The following is a 21,350-nucleotide window of genomic DNA, read 5'->3' as shown; positions in this document are numbered from 1 at the left end:
TTTAAGGATGTCGAACATATGATCAGTCTACAAGCCGTCAAAAAAAGGTTAACCGGGCGCGGAGCCATTCAAACGATTCTGCATACAAGCGCCGCCAATCTTCTGATTATGATACTGAGCACGTTGACCTCCATTGTGACGGCGCGATTGTTCGGAGTGGCGGGTAAGGGTGAATTCTCGGCTATTCTGTTCTGGCCGACTTTGCTGGCGGGTCTCGTCAGCTTCGGGCTTCCGACTTCCCTCATTTTCAATATGAGGACGAATGCGGGCAAAGCGACCGAATACGTCAGGGCGGGATTTCTATTCCAAATTCCCGTCAGTCTCATCGTCGGCATCATTGCCTGGATCTATCTTCCCGTCTGGCTGGGGCAATATTCGGATGCCGTGATCCAAGTCGCCAGGTGGTATACCGTTCTGACGCTGCCGATGCTGCTTGCCGTTAATTTGCTTGCGGCGCTGACGCAAAGCATGGATAAGTTCAGCCTGTATAACGGTTTGCGGCTATACGTCCCGCTAAGCAACCTGGCCGGTTTGCTGGTGCTTTGGGCGATTGGCAAATTGACGATCACTTATGCATCTATTGCCTTTTTCGCCACCAGCCTGATGGTCATCGTCTGGTCGCTGTACCGGCTGCGGCGCGAATTGATCTTTAACTGGTTCAAACCGTTCGCGGACCGCATCGTGTTCAAGTCGCTGTTCGGCTACGGCGGAAGGGTGTTCGGCGTCGAGCTGCTCGGGACATTGTACTCGCAGTGCGACAAGCTCATCATCTTATCGCTGCTGAGACCGAAGGATTTTGGTCTGTATACGGTCGTCTATACGCTGTCCCGCGTGTTCAATGTCGTTCAGATGGCCATCTCAAACGTGATTTTCCCGAAGGTCACCGGCATGGACAAGGACAAAATCATCGCAACGGTCGGCAGAGCGTTCCGGCTCTCGTTCCTGCTCATGACCGCAGCGGTCATTCCGGGCATGATTATCGGCCGTTTCTTGCTGGGCCTCCTGTTCGGCGCGCAGTTTCTGGAAGCCGGCAACGCGTTCTACCTGCTCTCTCTGGAATGCATTCTAGGCGGCGGATCGTGGATTCTCGCCTCGTCCTTCAATGCTATGGGCCGACCTGGACTTGTGGTTATCCGGCAGGCGGTCGCGCTTGTGATAACGGTCGGATTATTCTTCGTCTTTACGCCGCTGTACGGGCTGAACGGCATTGCGTTTGCCCTGCTGCTCGGCTCGGTTATCCGGATCGTCATTACGATCGCGGCCATGCGGGTAGTCTTCAAGGTGAGAATCGCCGACATACTTTTTGACAAAGACGATATCCGCTCTCTATTCAAGCGGTTATCGCGAAGCATGCCATCCTAACGAATGGAATGAAGTGAAATGAAGTGAAAAATGTGCTTGCGGCCGCAAAGGCCGGTACGAACCAAAGAAAGAGAAGCGTCGGGGAATATGCCAAATACGGTTACCGCATCCTGCTCGGCATGCTGTTCAGGAGGAAGGTCGACCAATGCGGGAAGCTGCTGCGGGTAGCCGGCGGCGTGACGGTCTCAAAGGCAAAGCAGGCCAGGCTCATCATCGGCGACAACGTCCTGCTGTTTCGAAACACCGGCTTTTACTTGGATTCCAGTGAAGCGGTTATCGAAATCGGGGACCATACCTTCATTAATCGAAGAACCGAGATCATTTGTAAGAAGCATGTGAAAATCGGAAGCCACTGCGCGATTTCCTGGGATGTCGCCATCATGGATACTGACATTCATCGCATCGAGGGGATGGCGGAAACGAAGCCGACCGTCATCGAGGACAATGTATGGATCGGTAGCAAGGCGATTATCTTGAAGGGCGTTACGGTCGGCAAAGGCGCTGTCGTTGCGGCCGGGTCGGTCGTGTCGAAGGACGTGCCTGCCTATTCGCTCGTAGCCGGGGTTCCGGCGAAGCCGATCAAAGAGAACATCAAGTGGCACATTTGACGGGATCGATCCTAAGAAGAGAGAAGATACGCCCAATGGAGAAGGAGACGGATTGATGGAAACCGTACAGTTCGTTCATCCGATGGATGAGCTCAAAAACCGGCTTCGGCACATTTTGAACGTGATCCCGCCCCATTCCAAGATCTATTACATCGATTATCCGGTGCACGGCAACGGCGGCGACCTGTTGATTATGAAAGGGACCGAAGTTTTTTTCAAGGATCATCGCATCCATGTCCAGGCGCGGTACAGCGTATTGGATTTCCCGGACGGCTTGGCCATTCCGAAGGATCATATCATCGTCCTGCACGGCGGCGGAAATTTCGGCGACTTGTATCCGGCGCACCAGAAGCTGCGCGAGAAGATCGTGGCCGATTATCCCGGTCATCGCGTGGTCATGCTGCCCCAGACGATTTTCTACAAGAACGAAGCCGAATTCGACCGGACGGCAGCAGTCTTCAACCGTCATTCGGACCTGCATCTATATGTCCGCGACACGTTGTCGCAGGAAATGGCGAAGGCCAAGTTCAAGACATGCAATGTCTATTTGTCTCCGGACATGGCGCATCAGCTGTGGCCGATTCGCAGCAAGAACATGCCGGGCAAGGAGCTGCTCTGTTTTCTCCGGACCGATATCGAGAAGACAGCGGAGCAGGAGCGGCTGGAAGCTTCGGGCAAGGGCGATTATTTGGACTGGTCGACGCTCTTTAACGGGGTCGAGCATAAATCGATCCGCGTTTTCGGCAAAATGCTGCAAAAGGGCAGCGGCAAACTGCCACTAAGCAAGTTCTGGGGGAAGTACACCGATTACCTCGTGAACAAGGCGGTCAACCGGTTCAGCGACTATAAGACCGTACAGACTTCAAGGCTTCACGGTCATATTCTGTCTTGTCTCATGGATAAGCCGAACATCCTGCTCGATAACTCGTACGGCAAGAACGCCAGTTACTACCGTACATGGACCGGAGGCATAACGTCAGCGAAATTAATGGCGGAGCCAACGGGAAAATAGAATGGAGGATTGGTATGAAAATCGTACTTCTTTCGGGTGGATCGGGAAAAAGGCTGTGGCCGCTGTCGAACGACTCCCGTTCGAAACAGTTTCTGAAAATCCTCAAAAACGGCGACGGCCGGTTAGAGTCCATGATACAGCGGGTTTGGGGTCAGCTAGAGGAAGCCGATTTGCGCAGGGACGCATACGTGGCGACAAGCAAGCCTCAGGTCGAAATGATTTATAGCCAATTGGGCAATGAAATCAATCTGATCGTAGAACCGGAAAGACGGGATACGTTTCCTGCCATCGCGCTTGCAGCAACGTATTTATATTCGGTCGAAGGCGTGAGTCTGGGAGAAACGATTGTCGTGATGCCCGTCGATCCTTACGTCGAAAATTCATTCTTTCAGGCGCTGAAGCAGTTAGAGCATGTGCTTGACCATTCCGATGCCGACCTGGCCCTCATGGGCGTAAAACCGACATATCCATCGGAGAAATACGGTTATATCCTTCCGAAGGAGGAAGCCGGCGCTGATCGGCCGTTCGTTGACGTTCACAGCTTCCGCGAGAAGCCCCGCAAGGAAGAAGCGGAGGAATTGATTCGCCGGGAAGCGCTCTGGAACTGCGGCGTGTTCGCGTTCAAGCTGAATTTCCTCATTAACATCCTGATCGCGAACGAACTGCCGATTCAGTACGATGAAATGCTGAAGCGGTACGGCAAGCTTCCCAAAATCAGCTTCGATTACGAAGTGGTGGAAAGAGCGAACCGGATTTCCGCCGTTCGCTATGACGGACCGTGGAAAGATCTGGGCACCTGGAATACGCTGACCGAGGAAATCAAAACCTCGCTGACCGGCAAAGGCATCATCACGGAAGGTTCCATCAATACGCATATCATTAACGAATTGGATATCCCGATTACGCTGATGGGCCTGTCCGATGTCATCGTGGCGGCAAGCCCAGACGGCATTCTGGTCGCGGACAAAGCGTCAAGTCCGATGATCAAGGAAGTCATGAAGCATTCGGATCAGCGTCCGATGTACGAGGAGAGGCGCTGGGGCCGTTATCGCGTGCTGGATTACATCACGTACCCGGACGGAAGGGAAGTGCTCACCAAACGGATTTTCATTTCCGCCGGCAATAACTTGAGCTACCAATACCACAGCCTCCGGGACGAGGTATGGACGGTCATCTCCGGAAACGGAGACATGATATTGAACGAACACCGCTTCTCCGTGAAGGCAGGCGATGTCCTCGCGATTCCGAAGGATAACAAACACAGCCTGCGGGCGGAAACGGATATCGAAATCATTGAAGTCCAAACCGGATCGCAGCTCATCGAAGAGGATATCGTAAGGCTCGAGCTCGATTGGAACGAAATCATTCAACTTTGCCGTGTATAAAGTAATGAAAACGCCAAGCTTATGCTTACGATGCTGCGTTTTTCTACGAAAAACGCTTTAGGAGCTGAAAATATGAACATCACAGTCATCGGCACCGGTTATGTCGGGCTCGTGTCGGGGATTTGCTATGCGGAACTCGGCAATCACGTCGTCTGCGTCGACAAGGACCTGCCCAAAGTCGAAACCTTGCAAAACGGGGGCATCCCAATTTACGAACCCGGCCTGCAAGAACTTTCGGTCAAGAATATGGCTGCCGGAAGGCTGAGCTTCACAAACGATTTGAACCAGGCGGTTAAGCAATCGGACCTTGTCATTCTTGCGGTCGGGACGCCTTCTCTTCCGAACGGAGAGGCAAATCTGTCTTATATCGACCAGGCGGCCGCCGAGATCGCGCAAGCGATGAACGGGTATAAAATCATTGCCGTGAAAAGCACCGTGCCCGTCGGAACGAACGAACGCGTGAGGAATCTGATTCGGAGCCGGACTGTCGAGCGGTTCGACAGTATCTCGCTGCCGGAATTTTTGCGGGAGGGTTCGGCCGTACAGGATACGCTTCATCCCGACCGGATCGTGATCGGCGCCGATTCCCAAAGCGCCGTCGAAACGATCGTAGAGCTGCATCGGCCGCTGACGGAGCAAATCGTCGTGACGGACATCCGCAGCGCGGAGATGTTAAAATACGCCTCCAATGCTTTTCTGGCGACGAAAATATCGTTCATCAACGAAATCGCAAACATTTGCGAGAAGGTCGGCGCCGACGTCACCCGCGTCGCGGAAGGCATGGGGTACGACAAACGGATCGGCTCAGCGTTTCTTAAAGCCGGGATCGGCTATGGCGGCTCCTGCTTCCCGAAAGATACGAGAGCGCTGATCCAAATCGCGGGTCACGTCGATTATGAATTCAAACTGCTTCGTGCGGTCGTAGAAGTGAACCAGGATCAGCGGATGAGCGTCATCCGGAAGCTGGAAACGATATTCGACGGGGAACTGCAGGGGAAGACGATCGCCGTCTGGGGGCTGGCCTTCAAGCCGAATACCGATGACGTCCGGGAATCGCCGGCGCTCGAGATCATTCAGTATTTGGTCCGGAGCGGGGCTCGCGTGAAGGCCTACGATCCGATCGCGATTCGAAACTTCCAAAGCATGTACGGGAATAACGGCGTAATGTGGTGCGACGATGCATTGGAGGCCGCAACGAGCGCGGATGCGCTGTGCCTGCTGACGGAATGGGACGAATTCGTTCATATGGACCTCAAAATGCTGCAAACAATACTAAGAAAGCCGATTTTGATCGACGGGCGGAACGTATTCAAGGAAGACGATTTAGCGGAAACGTCATTCATCTATTATTCCATCGGCCGGCCGCGTCTGAACCAAGGGGCCAAGGAGGAAATGTCAGCCCTGAGCGACTAAAGGGGCAAAAAAGGAGAAAAATCGTGAAAAAGAAATTAGTGTGTCTATTCGTGTGTCTGATGGTATACGGGATGTTCGTGTGCCTGATCCCGGTACATGTTTTGGGAGACGGCATCTCGCCTTCCTATGAAATCGAAGTCGATTCCCTTCAGAATTGGAACGCAGTCTACAAACATTCGGATTCGCTCAAGCTGCAGAAGCTTCCGGGCAATCCCCTGGATTCGACGCGCGTGAAGCCAAGCGGCGTTTTAGGCGAATACATGGTCTACAAGGCCCAAAAGAATAGCTTATTTCGTTCCTTTTCGATTTACGCTTATTACACGGCAGGTCATAAATACGTACATCCAACCATTTCGATATCCGGCGACGGAAAGACCTACAAGGAGATCACGCCGGACATCCATGAAAGCGGCGGGAACGCCGTCGAGTATGAGTCGAGGGGCTTTCCGGTGAACACGAAATATTTGAAAATCACCTTTCAAGGCAAGATCACCGACCCATCGCCTTCGATAGGGAAGGTCGTGCTCAACGGTCCTTCGAACGTAGATGCCAGCGTTCCATCGGGAACGGTGCCTTACGGCCGCATGATCTTGCTGAACAGGGGAGAAGCGGGAGAAACGGTATACTATACGACCGATGGTAGCGATCCGCGGTTTTCGCTGACCCGCAAGCATTACAATTCTCCAATTCCGGTACTCGGCAATCTGCTGTTGAAGACGACCGCCGTAAACCATTCGGACTCGGGCAAGTCGGCGGCCGGCATGGTTTCAACTTACCTGTACACCCCGGCCTCTACGGCCGATGCGCCTGTCGGCATGGTCGATACGCTGGATAATTTCAAACAAATGGCCAGCCGTTCCAATCTGTATATCGCCAAGAACAACCCCGGTTTCTTCGACAACGACAGGGGCCGAGTAACGCGCTCCACCACGGGGCCGGGCAGTATCGTTTACCATACAGATTACGATATTGGTTCCTTCACGGTCTACAGCAGCTTCTTTACGGGAGTTCCGGTCGAAGCCCAACGGTTCTTCGTATCGCCTGACGGCAAACAGTATACGGAGATTTCCGCGCAAGCGGGACCGGCCGGCTACCAGCAAAGCAATTGGCAGCCGTACGCGTATGAAGTTTCGTCCACGCCCGCGAATACGCGGTTTTTGAAAATCATGCTGGTCGGATCGGTCAAAGCCTGGTCACCGCAGGTTTCCAAGGTCGTGCTTAATCAAAACACGGCCTCCGTAAAGCTCGTTTCATCCCAAACCGCCGGGGCGGTCAAGACCGAATTGTCGACGAAAACGCAAGACGCGCGCATCTATTACCGTTTGAACAAGGGACCCGATTTCCTGCCCTACGGAGCGCCGCTGCAGCTTACGGGCTATAACGTCGTGGAAACGTACGCGGTCAAGGACGGCATGATGCCGAGCCCGATCCGTAAATTCACGGTTAATGCCAGCAGTGATGTCGTGGTCGATAAGTACGGTCAGATGAAGAATGCGAAATTCGCCGGGAAGGTGACGAGTGACACGGAATTGGCTGCGGACACCCAAGCGGATGACGCTTATTACGACAGCCTTAAGCCTCCTGCCGATCGCGACAATTACGGCGGACTGGCCGGCAGCGCCGAGAAAAATGGCTTGAAAGCGAAAGGTTATTTTGCGATCCAGCAGTTGGACGGCCGCAAAGTCATGACGACGCCGAACGGGAATCTCTATTTCAGCCTGGCGGTGAACGGCGTCACGGCCAATGAGACGTATACGAGGGTAACGGGACGGGAGCAGAAGTTCGAATCCATTCCCCCGTACGAGGGCGATTATAAGCGCGCTTTTATCGGGAAGGACAACTTCTCCTTCTATATGGCCAATATTTACCGCAAGACTGGCGTTTTCCCCACCGAGCATTCCGTCTATTCGGAAGCGGTATCACGGCTTCAAAAATGGGGCTTTACCGGCATAGGCGGCTATTCGCCCGAGAAATACGGCGGAATGGGCAAAATGCCTTACGTAAAAATGCTTCCGCTGAACAGCATGAGCTGGGCCAAGCTGGACGGTATTTCGATCTTCGATATCTTTGCGCCGAATGCCGAGGCGAAGATCGATGACGCGTTCAAAAAAACGCTGACGCCGCATAAAGACGACCGGATGCTGGTCGGGTACTTCATCGACAACGAATACGATTTTCATAAATTTTATTCCAACGTACCGAAGCTGAAGGCGAGCTCGGCCGCCATCAAAGGGAAATTGGTCCAGACGCTGAGGGATAAATATCATACTGTCGCCGCCTTCAACGCCGCCTGGGGCACGAAGTTCAACTCGTTCGAAGACATGAACGAAGCCGAACTGCCGATAAAAACGTCGGCGTCTTGGCGCGACATGGACGATTTTTTCGCTTATTACCTGGATACGTTTTTTGGGACCGTTTCACGGATCTATCGCAAATACGATCCCAATCATCTGCTGCTCGGAGACCGGTGGATTACGACGTCCTTCCATAACAAGAAATTCCGGGATCCGCTCGCCGAAGCGCAAGGCAGATACGTCGATGTCATCAGCATCAACTATTATACCTATAAGATTGAGACCGACCTCTTGGAGGATGTCTACACGAAGTCGGGCGGCAAACCGATCCTGCTCAGCGAATTCGGGTACGGCACCGGTGAGCAGGGACTGAACCCTCTCCTTCCGAATTCGGCGTCGAACCAGTTCCAGAGAGGGATGCGTTACCGGAATTATGTGGAGAAGGCCGTCACCCTGCCTTACATTGTCGGCGCGCATGTGTTTAATTACGTGGATCAAGCCAGTCTCGGCAGATACTGGCAGGGCGAATGGGGAGAACATTACAACTCCGGGCTCGTAAACGTCACGGACCGGCCCTATAAGGATTATCTGAAGGGCATCATGGATACGAACTATGATGTCTACAAGCTGATTCTCGGGGAACGGCCGAAATATTACTATGATTTCAGCAAAGGGTGAAGAGTGATTTGATCGATTCGAAAGGCAACAATCTTGTTTTCTTGCTTTGCACGCCCAGAAGCGGAAGTTCGTTGGCTACGGTGATGCTCCAAAATCACAGCAAAATGTTCGCGACGCAGGAAATGTGGTTTCTGATGAGTCTGGTCGACCTGCAATCGCCGCAGCGCAGGGCATACGGCGGAACAGGCATCGTATCCCAATTTTTCAACGGCGTCCTGCCGCATGAAACCTTCGAAGACGCATGCAGGGCATTCGCGCTTCAGGTATATAACGGCTTGCTGCAAAGCAGTGCAAGAGCGGAGCTGGTCATCGACAAGTCGCCCCGTTATTACTATCTGCTGGAATTTTTGGACGCGCTGTTTCCGCATTCCAGGCGGATCTGGCTCATCCGGAACCCGTTCTCGGTGCTCGCCTCTTATAAGAAGGTGAACCAGCAAAGAGGCGTAGGCTTCGATTTGACGGAAGGCCTGCGCAATCCGGGCTTCGATATGAAAATCGCCGATCTTACCGTTGGGTTGTTCCGGTATTATCAATATTTCGCCAAAGATAACCTGTACGCGCATCGGCTGCATTACGAAAGACTGGTGGCGGATCCCAAGGCGCAATTATCGGAGGTTTGCCGGTTTCTCGGCTGCGATTACGAAGAGGGAATGGAAAAGTACGGGAACTTCATGAACTCCGCCAAGTCCGACTTATACTTCAGCATGGGCGTAGGCGATCCGTTCGTGGCGAACCATACGGAACCCAATCAGGAATCAGTCGCCATCTGGAAAGGGGTATTGGACAAGCGGGAGATCGAACTGTACGGCCGGGCGCTCGGGGCGCAAATCTTTCACGATCTCGGCTATGCCGAGCAGCTGGACGAGGCCGAGAAGCTGACGGGCGTACGCTTCGAGATGGAGCCGGATACAGAGCTGATCGCGCTGCGCGCCAAGCAATTGGCGGATGCGACGGGCTGCAGATGGGAAGAGGGCTATGCGATGAAATCCGAAGCCGCCGCAGGAAGAAGCTTGGCGTTGACGGAGCACCAGTTCGTTCCGGTTGACGGGACCCGCCCGGACAATACGCTTCAGTTGCAGATGACTGTGCGCGCGCTCGAGAAGCGCCTGGAGCTCGGCGCCATGGAGAAGAGGCATCTAAAATCGCAGCTGGATGCCATGAACCGAAAAATCTCCCGGTTGAAATCGCTGATTCCCTTCGGCAGCCGGCTGTCGACACTGGCGTCGACCTACTTGACCAGCGGCGGGGGGAAGAAATGAGCGCCATTGCCGGCCTGCTCAGGTTCGACGGGCAGCCTGCCGGGTTCGAGGACGGCAGCGCCATGATGGAAGCCATGGAGCGGTACGACGCCGACGATGTCCAAACCTGGACGGACGGTCCTATCTTTCTCGGCTGCCGTTCCAAATGGATTACGCCCGAGTCCGTACACGAACGGCTGCCCTATTACGATCCGGCGTTTAGGCTGGCCATCGTTGCGGATGCCATTATCGACAATCGCCGGGAATTGTTTGACCTGCTGCAGGTTCGTCCTACCGATCGCGCCGGCATGACCGACAGCGAGCTTATCTTGCTTGCTTACCGGAAATGGGGGCGGGAAGCTCCGAAGCATCTGGTCGGCGATTTCGCCTTCGTCATCTGGGATGAACAGGAGCGGCTCCTCTTCGGCGCGCGGGACTTGTTCGGTAACCGCTGCCTGTATTATCATCGCGATGCCCGGCGTTTTGCCTTCGGAACAACGATCGCGCCCTTGTTTGCGCTGCCGGATGTCGCGAAGGAGCTTTACGAGCCTTGGCTCGCGGAATTCATGGCCATTCCGGAAATGTACGAATCAACGGACGTCGGCTCCACGCCATACCGGCATATTCATCAAGTGCCGCCGGCGCATACGGTTACCGTCTCGGACGGACGAGTCTCGCTCTCCGCTCACGGCTCCCTCGAGCCGAAGGAGATGCTGCGGCTCAAATCCGACCGAGAGTACGAGGAGGCGTTCCGGGACGTATTCGGGGAAGCGGTGAAGTCCAGACTCCGGACGCATCGCCAGGTGGCAGCAACGTTAAGCGGCGGTTTGGACTCGGGAGCGGTCGCCAGCTTCGCGGCGCGCGCTTTGCGGGAAGAAGGGAAATCGCTGCATACCTACAGCTATATCCCAACACACGATTTTGCCGATTGGACGCCTTCAAGCGCGACAGCCGACGAGAGCCGGTTCATTCAAGCCACGGTTCGCCATGCGGGAAACATCTCGGAGCGGTATATGGATTTCGAGGGGATCAGTCCGATGTCCCAGGTGGACGATTGGCTGGACATCCTTGAGACGCCCTATAAGTTTTTCGAGAATTCGTTCTGGCTGAAAGGGATGCACGAGCAGGCCGGACAGCAGGGAGTAGGCGTCCTGTTAACCGGAGCGAGAGGGAATTTCACGGTCTCGTGGGGACCTGCCGTATATTATTACGCGGAGCTGCTAAGGAAGCTGAAATGGCAGCAATTCATGCGCGAGTTTCGTCTGTACAGCGCCAATAAAGGAATTGGCGGAAAGCGCCTCATGTCCATTATTTGCAAAGAGGCCTTCCCCATCCTCGCCAAACGTTCGAACACGGACGGCGGAACCGACATTCCGACGATGCTGATCCATCCCGATTTTGCCAGGCGGACCGACGTGTTCGCCAAGCTTCGGGACAGCGGGATCGGCGTGAACGGCTCCATGATCGCCGATCCGCTGGAGCTTCGGAAGGAAAAGATGAAGAGCTTGCCTGTCGGCAACAAGAACGGCGCATCGGCAACTAAATTGTCCTTGCGCTACGGCGTATGGGAGCGAGATCCGACCTGCGATCCCAGGGTCGTTCGCTTCTGCTTCTCGGTGCCGGTGGAGCAATATGTTCGAAACGGCTTGGATCGCGCACTGATCCGGAGGGCGACGAAGCATTATTTGCCCGACGAAGTACGGCTGAATCAGCGCGTGCGGGGCGTACAGGGAGCCGATTGGGTACACCGCATCATTCCCGGATGGAAATTACTCGAGAGCGAGCTGCGGCAGCTTTACGACGATCCCGTTGCGGCAGCTTATCTCTATGTCGACCGGATCAAAGAAGCCGTTTTGCGGCTCGGCGTGGAACCGCGTCCGGAGCAGGCTTTCCAGCCGGAGATGAGAATGCTGATGCGGAGCCTGATCATATACCGGTTCCTGAAACGAATGCAGTGAAGGGAAAATACTGAAGGGAGGTGAGAAACATGACAAACGAAGCGAAAAAAGAATGGATGGTTCCGACTCTGGAATCCCTCAACGTAAGTGAAACGATGTATGGCAAAGGCAACACAACGATCGACTTCGTTACGACAGACGATATGGACATCTACAATCCAAGCTAAATTTACTTTTCTTTTCATTTATTCCTTATGTGTCCTTATACCATCCACTAAGGATTATATAAGGACATCTTCCCTCATTAACGGCGAAAGAGGTGAACGGTATGATATCAGTGGCGCAGCAAACCGAATATAGGGCCTTCGGCTTACGGATTTCAAGCGAAATTCCGCTGCCTGAGCTGCCCGTATCCGTTGATGTGGAAGAACGTGCAAATGCGGATATCGTCATTGAAGCGGGCGTTCCGGACCGGTTATGGGTCCAGTTGGAGTCCGCCGGCAGTAATTTCGCGCGCATCGATAACCGGTTTCTGTTTCTTATTCCGGAGACGGCCTTTTATTGCATCGAGGATGGACGCAAAATTACGGTTTCTCCTCTTGCGGGAGCGGATCCGGAGAAAGTTCGCGTGTACTTGTTGGGCCCCTGCATGGATACGCTGCTGATGATTCGAAATACGCTGCCTTTGCACGGAAGCGCGGTCGAAATCGACGGCAAAGCGTATGCCTTTCTTGGCGATTCGGGAGCGGGGAAATCGACGCTCGCGGCCGCTTTTGTCAGTGAGGGGCATCGCCTTATAAGCGACGACGTCATTGCGGTTACCCTGGCGGGCGACGGCGGAATGCCTGTGGTTGCGCCATCCTATCCGCAGCAGAAGCTGTGGCGGGAATGCCTCGATCTTGGTATGAGCATGGAGCGAGGGAATTATCGGCCGGGTTACCGGGAAATCGCGAAATACGCCGAGCCGGTGGCCACCCGAGTTTGCGACGGTCCAATCCCGTTTGAGGGAGCGTTCGAGCTGGTAAAGTCGCAGGCGGAAGCAGTCAGCGTTAGACCCTTGCCGAATCTCGAGCGGCTTGGCGTCATGCTGCTTCATACGTACCGGAACAGACGGATTCGCCGTCTCGGGCTGGAGCAATGGCATTTCAAGGTTTCGGAGGGCATAGCTAAGCAAATGAAGGGGTATCAATTAAACAGGCCGCTTGAAGGGGTTACGGCCAATCGACTTGTATCCGAGATCATTCAAACGATTAGAGAAGGAGAGGAAGACAAATGACGAATTCAAACGTTGAAGAACAAACGGTCGTTCAGTCGGCGGGCAGCGTTGTTAGCGACATGAGCGGAGAGAAGGTCATGTTCTGCGTCGATTCCGGAAAATATTACAATCTTGGCGCGGTCGGCGGCAGGGTTTGGGAGCTTATCGCTTCGCCAATCCCGGTAAGACAGCTGGTTGACGAGCTTGTGTCCGAATACAACGTCGAGCGCTCGGCTTGCGAGGAACAGGTGGCCGCATTTCTGAGGAACCTGCAGGAGGAAGCGTTGATCGAGGTCCGGAAAGGTGAAGCGTAACCTGGCGAAGTTTCTGTCATTGCCTGGGGAGAGGAAGTGGCTGATGCTGGAAGCGCTGATGTATTTGGGGTTGGCGCGCGTGATGAAAGCGATGCCGTTCTCCAGGATCGCGCCTTCCCTAGGAAAACGCATGATGGAAACGCCGCTGGCTCGCATTCCGTCGGATGAGAACACAATCCGCTGCGTATCGCAGGCGGTCAGGGTCATGAGCCGCCACACGTTCTGGGAAAGCCAATGTTTGGTCAGGGCGATCGCCGCCAAAAAAATGCTGGAACGGCGGAAGATCGAGAGTACGCTTTATTTGGGAACGGCGAGGGATGCCGAAGGGAAGATGATCGCTCATGCTTGGCTTCGAAGCGGGCCCTTCTATGTGACCGGAGCCGAGGAAATGCGGATGTTCACGGCGGTGGCCTTATTCGGATCGGAAAAACGCGCGGAGAGGATGGAAGGTGCCTGAATATGGATAACGATTGTACGCTTGATTTAAGGGCTTTTCCGGAGGAATTAAACATCATGCTGGCGTTCATGCGGACGGGTGCCGATCCACAAGCGCAGCAATCGGATAAACCATCGCTGCCGAACATCGATTGGAATCAATTTCTGGCACTGGTCCGACATCACCGGGTTTATCCGCAGCTGTATGCCACTATGAAAACCAGCGAATTGATTCCTGCCGATGTTCTGCAAGTCCTTCATCGCGATTTCGTTCAAAATACGTTTCAAATGCTTCGTTTAAGCGGAGAAATGGAACGGGTTTGCAGGACCCTTCAGGAGAACGGAGTACTTCCGTTAGTCCTGAAAGGGCCGGTGCTTGCCCAGGATTTATACGGGGATCTCTCTCTCAGGACGTCCAAGGACTTGGACATTCTCATTCCGATGGCCGACGTCGAGACCGTGGAGAACATGCTGCTACAGCTTGGCTATAATAGCGATAAAAGCGTTCCGCGCGTATTCAACTGGAAGTGGAAGGTTCACCATATTTCCTTTACGCACCCGCAAACGAGAATTCAATTGGAAATTCATTGGCGGCTCAATTCCGACATGGGGAAAGAACCGCCGTTCGAAGAGCTCTGGAAACGGAGAAGGCGCAGCCCGCTATCCAAACATGACGTCTTTTTGCTCGGGAGCGAAGACCTCTTCATGTATCTCGTATCGCATGGCGCCCGTCACGGCTGGTTTCGGCTCCGCTGGCTGGCGGACATCGACAGGATGGCGCGCCGAAACTTGAATTGGGGCATGCTCATCCCGCTCATGCGCCGTTACCACTGTCTGCATTTGGGCGGGCAGGCGCTTACGCTGGCCTCCGGCTTGTTCCGTACGCCGATTCCGCATGAAGCAGGGCCGATGCTCCTAGGCGCGCATCAGCGCGAACTGGCGCAGCGTGCGCTCTATTTCATCCGGGACATGGTCTCTTTTGCGCCGGGCTCCAAGGAATTGGACAGAACGTATAAACGATATTTGTTTGCATTGAAGACGAAGTGGCAAAAGTCGGTTTATTTGATCAGTCAGTTATATCCCAGCTTCCGGGATACAGAGGCGCTGCCGCTTCCGAAGTCCTTGCATTTTCTGTATTTTCCTTTAAGGCCGTTCGTTTGGTTATGGCGGCAGGTGAGGCAGGGAGCCTGATAAGCCCTCCACATGCTAATCCAGGGACGACCCCCTTAAAGTAAAGTGAATATTCGAAATAATATAAAAATAAGGCATTTTTACTGCCGGATATGATAAAACGATTCCGCACAGCGGGATGTCAAGCAACATCGGAGGAAATATGAGCGCAATTGCCGGCATTCTTTGTTATGACGAAGAGACTGTATCGATAGAGGACAGCAAGAAGCTTATGCAAGCATTGCGAAGATACCCGGCCGATGACGTGCAAATCTGGCAAAACGGACCCGTATTTCTGGGCTGCCATGCCCAATGGATTACACCGGAATCGGTCCATGAACGTCTGCCCTATTATGACGGTCTCAAACGGCTGGCCATAACCGCGGATGCGATCATCGACAACCGGGAGGAATTGTTTAACCGGCTGCAGGTTGATCATGACCGGCGGAAAGGGATGACCGACAGCGAGCTTATTTTATTGGCATACCTGAAATGGGAGAGGGAAGCCCCTCGCTATTTGATCGGCGATTTCGCCTTTGTCCTCTGGGATGAGAAGAAGCGCCTTCTGTTCGGAGCCCGCGATTTATTGGGAAGCCGTACGCTGTATTATCACCGGCAAGAGCGGCAGTTCGCTTTTTGCACAGCGGTCAATCCGTTATTCGAACTAACCGGCGTCAAGAAGGCGCTTAACGAGTCATGGTTTGCGGAGTTTCTGGCTATTCCCATTATTCTCGACTCCATCGAGGTGAATGCCACGGTATACCGCGATATCGAGCAGCTGCCTCCAGCACACTGGCTTACGGTCGAGGACGGGAAATTGGCGCTGGGGCAGTACGATTCGTTGGAAGCGCCTCGGGAGCAGCTTCGGCTGAAAACGAACGGCGAATACGAGGAAGCGTTTCGAGACGTTTTCCAGGAAGCCGTCACGTCGAAGCTTCGGACATTCCGGCAGGTCGGCGCAAGCTTAAGCGGAGGATTGGACTCCGGCGCAGTTGTCGGCTTTGCCGCGAACCCTTTGCTTAAAGAAGGGAAAACCTTGCATACCTACAGTTACGTTCCTTCGCCCGATTTCGTGGATTGGACCTCGAGAAGGATGGTTGCCGACGAAAGTCCTTACATTCAAGCCGCAGTACGGCACGTAGGGAATATCACGCACAACGGCTTGGATTTTCCAGGCAGAAACTCGTTCGATGAAATCGACGATTTGATTGGGCTTCTGGAGGCGCCTTATAAGTTCTTCGAGAATTCGTTCTGGATCAAAGGGATTCTTGAAAAAGCTCAGCAGGATGGCGTCGGCGTGCTTTTGACTGGCGCGCGGGGGAATTACTCCATTTCCTGGGGCCCGGCCATGGATTATTATGCCAAACTTTTAAGGAAGCTGCGCTGGTTCCATTTTTACCGCGAGCTCAAGCATTATGGAAGACGAATGAATATCGGAAGATCCCGGTTGCTACCCATCATCGGCAAACAAGCCTTTCCATATGCGACCCGATCTTTTTATTCCAGAAGGCCGAAGAACGAAATTCCGAATGTCATCCATCCGGATTTGGCGGCAAGAACGAACGTTTTCGAAAAGCTTCGCCTTCATGATGTCGGCTTGGAAGGCGCCTCATTCGACGAGTTCGAGGCGAGAGACTATCAATTCGGAAATTTGGCAGCCTCTAACCATCAAGGTACATCCATAACCAAGTTTTCCTTGCACTACTCCGTTTGGGAACGGGACCCGACAGCCGATCCGAGAGTGGTTCGCTTCTGCCTGTCCGTGCCGATCGAGCAGTATGTCCAGAACGGGATGGACCGTTCGCTCGTCCGAAGGGCGACCGAATCGTATTTGCCTGATGACGTTCGGTTAAACCAACGCGTTCGCGGCGTTCAAGGGGCGGATTGGATTCATCGCATGATTCCGATGTGGCGCTGTTTTATCGAAGAGCTGCGGAAGTTATGCCGCGATCCCGTCGCCTCGCATTATTTGAACGTGGATCAGATCAAGACGTCGCTCGAGAAAATCGGACAAACCCCCAAGCCGGAGTACGCTTACGACACGGATGCCAGGTTATTGATGCGAGCCTTGATTGCATACCGATTCCTGCGGCAATTCCAATAATAAGCGATACTATGAGAGGAGGTGAAACAGATGGAAAAGCAAACGCGGAATGAATGGCAGCAGCCAACGTTGGAAGTACTCGACGTCAACATGACGATGGGCGGACCGAACGGGGTGTACCCGGACAAGAACGGCAAAGGCAGCAATAACGGACAGGCCCATGAATCGTAAATGCCCGTGATCCCTGACAGCACCATTTGGCCCTTATGCGAATAAAAGCGTATAAGGGCTTCTTCATTATTGTTTAGTTCGATTCTACTGGAGAAAAAAGGTGATGAAAATGAACCCTACTGCCATACGGACGATCTACAAAGCATTCGGGCTGACGATCGCGAGCGATATCGCTTTGCCGGAGCTGCTGCGTGAAACGGATCAAGCCTGCGACGCGGATGTTTATATCGAGAAGGCAGACTTGACTTGCGCATGGAATAAGCGAAAAGGCAACGACGATTATTATGCGTTTGACAACGGCGAATTTATGCTCAACATAGACGGCACGGGGATTTACAGCGTGCGGGGAGGAAACCGAATCAGCTTCTCTCCGGCGACCGGTGCCGAAGAAACCGCCGTACGGCTGTATCTGCTCGGAACCTGTATGGGTGCGCTGCTGTTCCAGCGCAAGCTGCTGCCTCTTCACGGAAGCGCCGTAGTCATTAACGGCAAGGCCTATGCGTTCGTAGGCGATTCCGGCGCTGGCAAATCGACCCTTGCTGCCGCCTTTCTAAGGCTCGGCTATCCGCTTCTAACCGACGATGTCATTGCCGTAACGCTTGAACGCGTCCGCGTCCCCTTCGTCATTCCCGCTTATCCGCAGCAAAAGCTCTGGCAGGAAAGCCTAGACAAGCTCGGCATGCAGTCCGAACGCTATTTTCCGCTGTACGAGACCAAATATGCGATACCCGTAACGTCCGGGTTCTGCAAGGAGCCTATTCCGCTGGCAGGCATCTTCGAACTCGCGAAGACGGACAAGGAAGCGACGGAGCTTCGTCATCTCCAGGGACTGGATCGGCTGCCTATCCTCCGCTATCATACCTACCGCCCTTTCCTGATCGCTCATCTGGGATTGGAGCATTGGCATTTCTCTACCTCCGTATCAGTCCTCGATCGCGTCAGCATGTACCAATTGCGCAGGCCGGCTGTTGGATTTACCATTGACGATTTGGTAAGCCGAATTCTGAATGCGGTAAATGAAGACGCGAAGATTTCGCACGGATAAGGAGAGACCGGAATTGAGACATCTGCTGATATACATCAAAAAACTGCGCGAATTTGCCGGATTCAAGCTTTATGTCAATCTGATCGGCATGACGCTCATCAGCTTCCTAGAGGGCATCGGCATCTTCCTGCTTGTCCCCGCGCTCGGTTTGATCGGGATATTTCACATGGATACGAGCGGAATTCCGTTCGTTTCGTATTTGGTCAATCCGCTGCAGGCCATTCCGGAAGGGATGAGACTGCCTGTGCTGCTGGGCGGGTTCATTCTATTGATTGCAGGTCATGCCCTTATGCAGCGCAAGCAAACCAATTTGAATTTGGAAATTCAACACGGATTTATTAGGTACCTTCGCGTGGAAATTTATCAAGGCTTGCTGCAGGCGAATTGGGCTTTCTTTCTGAGAAATAGAAGATCCGACTTCACGCATGTCATGACGAACGAGCTGATGCGCGTCAGCATGAGCACCTATCTCGTGCTGCGATTAACGACGACGCTTCTGTTTACCGCAGTCCAGATCGGCTTTGCGCTGTGGTTGTCGGTAAAGCTTACGGCCATGGTCCTGATCTGTGGCTTGGCGGTTGCGGTCTATTCCAGCAAGTTCATTAAACGATCGAAAACCATAGGGGATCAAACATCGGAGCTCGCGCAAAATTATATCGGCGGGATGACCGATCATTTCAACGGCATGAAGGACATTAAAAGCAACATGACGGAAGCGAAGCATTTGACGTGGTTCCGTACACTTTGCGGCCAAATGGAGGATAATCTCGTTCATTTCGGGAAAACGCAGTCCGCCTCCCAGTATGTTTACAAGGTGACATCCGTTATTCTAATCTCGCTGTTTGTTTTCTTATCCTTGAAAGTCTTCCTTATACCGGCCGAGAAGCTCGTGTTGATTATCGTGATCTTTTCCCGGTTATGGCCGAAGTTTTCGACTCTGCAGGCTAACTGGGAGCAGATCGCCCAGTCGCTGCCCGCCTTTAAGAGCCTTGCGGAGCTTCAAAGGGACTGCGCGCTGGCCAAGGAACTGGATTCTTTCGACATCTCATCCAAGCGCAAACCCGTGCGCATGGGGAAAGGGATCGAATGCCACGGCATTTATTATCGCTATGACGGCGGCGGCTCCTCCTATGCCCTTCATGATATTAGCCTATCGATCCCGGTTAACAGCATGACGGCCATCGTCGGCAAATCAGGCGCCGGTAAGAGCACCTTGATCGATATTCTGATCGGACTCATCCGGCCGGAAGAGGGAGAAGTTCTGGTAGATGGAGAAAGTCTTGCGAATGACGATAGCTTCTCGCTGAGGCGGTCCGTGAGCTACGTCTCGCAGGACCCGTTCCTTTTCCATGCAAGCATCCGGGAAAACCTGCTCATCGCCTCGCCTAATGCAAGCGAGGAACAAATGTGGGAGGCTCTGCAGTTCTCCGCATCGGATGAATTCGTGCGGAATTTGCCCCAGGGACTGGATACGGTCCTCGGAGACCGCGGGGTGAGGCTTTCGGGAGGGGAACGGCAGCGGATCGTATTGGCCCGGGCGATTTTGCGGAAGCCTTCGATTCTTATTCTGGACGAGGCGACCAGCGCGCTGGATAGCGAGAACGAGGCGAAAATTCAGAACGCATTGGATCGACTGAAGGGCAGAACGACGATCATCGTCATCGCCCATCGGCTGTCGACCATCCGGAACGCAGATCAAGTGCTTGTTTTGGAAAAAGGGCAGGTGATCCAGCGGGGCGGATTTCAACAGCTCTCCGCGGACACCAAGGGGACGTTCGGCAAACTGCTGGAGTTTCAAGCCGGGGTACACGCATAACCAAATCCACGAAATAGCCGGTAACGCCCCGCAAGCAGCGGCACAAGGAAGAGCAACAGCTTGCGAGGTAGTTCCGCTCCACCAGGTAAGCCAATAGGAAGGCCAGCGACTGGTCGACCGTCATGTGCTCCGTATCGATGATCAGATCCGGACTGCCGGGGATGTCGTATTTGCCGTCGATCCCTCTTCTCGCATTCCTCCAACGAGCATTTCACGTAAATTTCGATATGATCGCCCGGCTGGAACATCTCTTTGGCCATCAGGCGGTCTTTCTCGTCCGGCGAGATGAAAGCCGACAAGACAAAAAGCCGGCGTCCACGAACAACTTCGAAACTTCCCCGATTCTGCGGATGCTTTCTTACCGTTCGTCACTCGAAAATCCGAGGTCGCGATTGAGGCCATGCCGGATATTGTCCCCATCCAAGACATAGGAAGCGATATTTCTAGCATGAAGCTCCTTTTCCAAAGCGAACGCGAGCGTCGATTTTTCCGAGCCGGACAAACCGGTGAATCAGAGCGCACATCTATTGTGACGGGTTCTCCGCTGACTGTCTTGCCTCGTTACCATGGAATGCTGCCGTGAAATATGGCCGCTTTTTGGCTCAAAAGGACAAGCAGCGCATCAAGATTTCGAATATATTCATCATGAACCGAATACAATGATTGCTGTGTCCATTGCGATGGAGAAAAATGATGAAGAAAACGGATACCTCGGGGTTATTCCAGGCAGTCACAAGCTAGGACCGCTCCCACACGGAAAGGTGAAAAACATCTTGGAGCACGCGGATTGGACAATGGAAACGGAAGGCGTGGATTTGACGGCAGAAATACCCGTTGTATTGGAAAAAGGGGATATACTGTTTTTTCACAGTTTGCTCGTCCATTCCTCTACTCTCAACAAAACAAAGGACAGATTCCGCAGATCCTATGTTTGCCATTATATACGGCACGATTCCAATATAACGCTGCGGAAAGATTTGAAACGAAAAATCGATCTGTATTAAGGCAGCAACTCCAGAACGGTTTATTGCAGCTATACCGATGTAGACAATCATCTTATTTAGAGACGCATAATCGGGTCTCTTTCTACGCAGAAGGACTGGTCAGGCCGGATGAAATAATACCTTCAACGAATTACCGAGTCTGCGTCGG

At 53.4% G+C, this 21,350-nt stretch carries 20 protein-coding genes; 18 read left to right on the top strand and 2 right to left on the bottom strand.

The window, feature by feature from the left end; genetic code table 11:
• The first annotated feature begins 18 nt into the window (after positions 1-18).
• From NNL21_RS07005 to NNL21_RS06925, 17 genes are all read left to right on the top strand, one after another.
• Positions 19-1,362 carry an oligosaccharide flippase family protein gene (locus NNL21_RS07005; protein WP_204816667.1) on the top strand — a complete coding sequence of 448 codons (1,344 nt, stop codon included), beginning with the start codon at positions 19-21 and terminating at the stop codon, positions 1,360-1,362.
• A gap of 23 nt (positions 1,363-1,385) precedes the next feature.
• Positions 1,386-1,970: an acyltransferase gene (locus NNL21_RS36185; RefSeq protein WP_309145308.1), complete on the top strand. Its 585-nt coding sequence runs from the start codon at positions 1,386-1,388 to the stop codon at positions 1,968-1,970.
• A 55-nt stretch (positions 1,971-2,025) separates the two neighbouring features.
• Complete coding sequence (locus NNL21_RS06995) at positions 2,026-2,982, top strand: polysaccharide pyruvyl transferase family protein (RefSeq protein WP_204816666.1); 957 nt, start codon at positions 2,026-2,028, stop codon at positions 2,980-2,982.
• A gap of 14 nt (positions 2,983-2,996) precedes the next feature.
• Positions 2,997-4,367 carry a sugar phosphate nucleotidyltransferase gene (locus NNL21_RS06990; RefSeq protein WP_204816665.1) on the top strand — a complete coding sequence of 457 codons (1,371 nt, stop codon included), beginning with the start codon at positions 2,997-2,999 and terminating at the stop codon, positions 4,365-4,367.
• A 72-nt stretch (positions 4,368-4,439) separates the two neighbouring features.
• Positions 4,440-5,780: a UDP-glucose dehydrogenase family protein gene (locus tag NNL21_RS06985; protein WP_204816664.1), complete on the top strand. Its 1,341-nt coding sequence runs from the start codon at positions 4,440-4,442 to the stop codon at positions 5,778-5,780.
• A 23-nt stretch (positions 5,781-5,803) separates the two neighbouring features.
• Complete coding sequence (locus tag NNL21_RS06980) at positions 5,804-8,752, top strand: chitobiase/beta-hexosaminidase C-terminal domain-containing protein (protein ID WP_256555074.1); 2,949 nt, start codon at positions 5,804-5,806, stop codon at positions 8,750-8,752.
• Complete coding sequence (locus NNL21_RS06975; RefSeq protein ID WP_256555073.1) at positions 8,749-10,011, top strand: sulfotransferase family protein; 1,263 nt, start codon at positions 8,749-8,751, stop codon at positions 10,009-10,011. Before NNL21_RS06980 ends, NNL21_RS06975 begins: the two co-directional genes overlap by 4 nt.
• On the top strand, positions 10,008-11,948 hold the full coding sequence (locus NNL21_RS06970; protein ID WP_204816662.1) for an asparagine synthase-related protein: 1,941 nt from the start codon (positions 10,008-10,010) through the stop codon (positions 11,946-11,948). Before NNL21_RS06975 ends, NNL21_RS06970 begins: the two co-directional genes overlap by 4 nt.
• 29 nt (positions 11,949-11,977) lie before the next feature.
• The gene (locus tag NNL21_RS06965; RefSeq protein ID WP_204816661.1) at positions 11,978-12,115 is read left to right on the top strand and encodes a paeninodin family lasso peptide; all 138 of its coding nucleotides are present in this window, start codon (positions 11,978-11,980) and stop codon (positions 12,113-12,115) included.
• Positions 12,116-12,216: 101 nt separating this feature from the next.
• Positions 12,217-13,164 carry an HPr kinase/phosphorylase gene (locus NNL21_RS06960; protein WP_204816660.1) on the top strand — a complete coding sequence of 316 codons (948 nt, stop codon included), beginning with the start codon at positions 12,217-12,219 and terminating at the stop codon, positions 13,162-13,164.
• Complete coding sequence (locus tag NNL21_RS06955; RefSeq protein WP_204816659.1) at positions 13,161-13,457, top strand: lasso peptide biosynthesis PqqD family chaperone; 297 nt, start codon at positions 13,161-13,163, stop codon at positions 13,455-13,457. The genes NNL21_RS06960 and NNL21_RS06955 overlap by 4 nt, the downstream gene beginning before the upstream one ends.
• A 43-nt stretch (positions 13,458-13,500) precedes the next feature.
• Entirely contained in the window at positions 13,501-13,914 is a 414-nt protein-coding gene (locus NNL21_RS06950; protein WP_204816827.1) for a lasso peptide biosynthesis B2 protein, read from the top strand.
• 2 nt (positions 13,915-13,916) lie between these two features.
• Positions 13,917-15,083 carry a nucleotidyltransferase domain-containing protein gene (locus tag NNL21_RS06945; RefSeq protein ID WP_204816658.1) on the top strand — a complete coding sequence of 389 codons (1,167 nt, stop codon included), beginning with the start codon at positions 13,917-13,919 and terminating at the stop codon, positions 15,081-15,083.
• 142 nt (positions 15,084-15,225) lie between these two features.
• Positions 15,226-17,166, top strand: a complete 1,941-nt coding sequence (locus NNL21_RS06940; RefSeq protein ID WP_204816657.1) for an asparagine synthase-related protein — start codon at positions 15,226-15,228, stop codon at positions 17,164-17,166.
• A gap of 30 nt (positions 17,167-17,196) precedes the next feature.
• Entirely contained in the window at positions 17,197-17,337 is a 141-nt protein-coding gene (locus NNL21_RS06935) for a paeninodin family lasso peptide (RefSeq protein WP_204816656.1), read from the top strand.
• Positions 17,338-17,446: 109 nt separating this feature from the next.
• Positions 17,447-18,382 (top strand): phosphoenolpyruvate carboxykinase (ATP), encoded by a 936-nt coding sequence (locus NNL21_RS06930; protein WP_204816826.1) that lies wholly within the window; start codon positions 17,447-17,449, stop codon positions 18,380-18,382.
• Positions 18,383-18,395: 13 nt separating this feature from the next.
• Positions 18,396-20,198, top strand: coding sequence for an ABC transporter ATP-binding protein (locus NNL21_RS06925; protein WP_204816655.1), 1,803 nt, complete (start codon positions 18,396-18,398; stop codon positions 20,196-20,198).
• On the opposite strand, the gene NNL21_RS36470 is transcribed toward NNL21_RS06925, so the two are convergent.
• Together NNL21_RS36470 and NNL21_RS36465 are read right to left on the bottom strand one after the other, a co-directional pair.
• Positions 20,177-20,446, bottom strand: coding sequence for a hypothetical protein (locus NNL21_RS36470; RefSeq protein ID WP_309145313.1), 270 nt, complete (start codon positions 20,444-20,446; stop codon positions 20,177-20,179). The genes NNL21_RS06925 and NNL21_RS36470 overlap by 22 nt on opposite strands.
• A gap of 110 nt (positions 20,447-20,556) precedes the next feature.
• Positions 20,557-20,700, bottom strand: a complete 144-nt coding sequence (locus NNL21_RS36465) for an adenylyl-sulfate kinase (protein WP_373567528.1) — start codon at positions 20,698-20,700, stop codon at positions 20,557-20,559.
• A 64-nt stretch (positions 20,701-20,764) separates the two neighbouring features.
• On the opposite strand from NNL21_RS36465, the gene NNL21_RS06915 reads away from it, so the two are divergent.
• Positions 20,765-21,202: a phytanoyl-CoA dioxygenase family protein gene (locus NNL21_RS06915; RefSeq protein ID WP_204816654.1), complete on the top strand. Its 438-nt coding sequence runs from the start codon at positions 20,765-20,767 to the stop codon at positions 21,200-21,202.
• Positions 21,203-21,350: the final 148 nt, after the last annotated feature.

Origin of the sequence: Paenibacillus mendelii, from assembly GCF_024498075.1 — a bacterium.
GTDB lineage: Bacteria > Bacillota > Bacilli > Paenibacillales > Paenibacillaceae > Paenibacillus_Z > Paenibacillus_Z mendelii.
The sequence above is the reverse complement of the archived record's forward strand: the minus strand, read 5'-3'. Positions and strand labels throughout refer to the sequence as shown.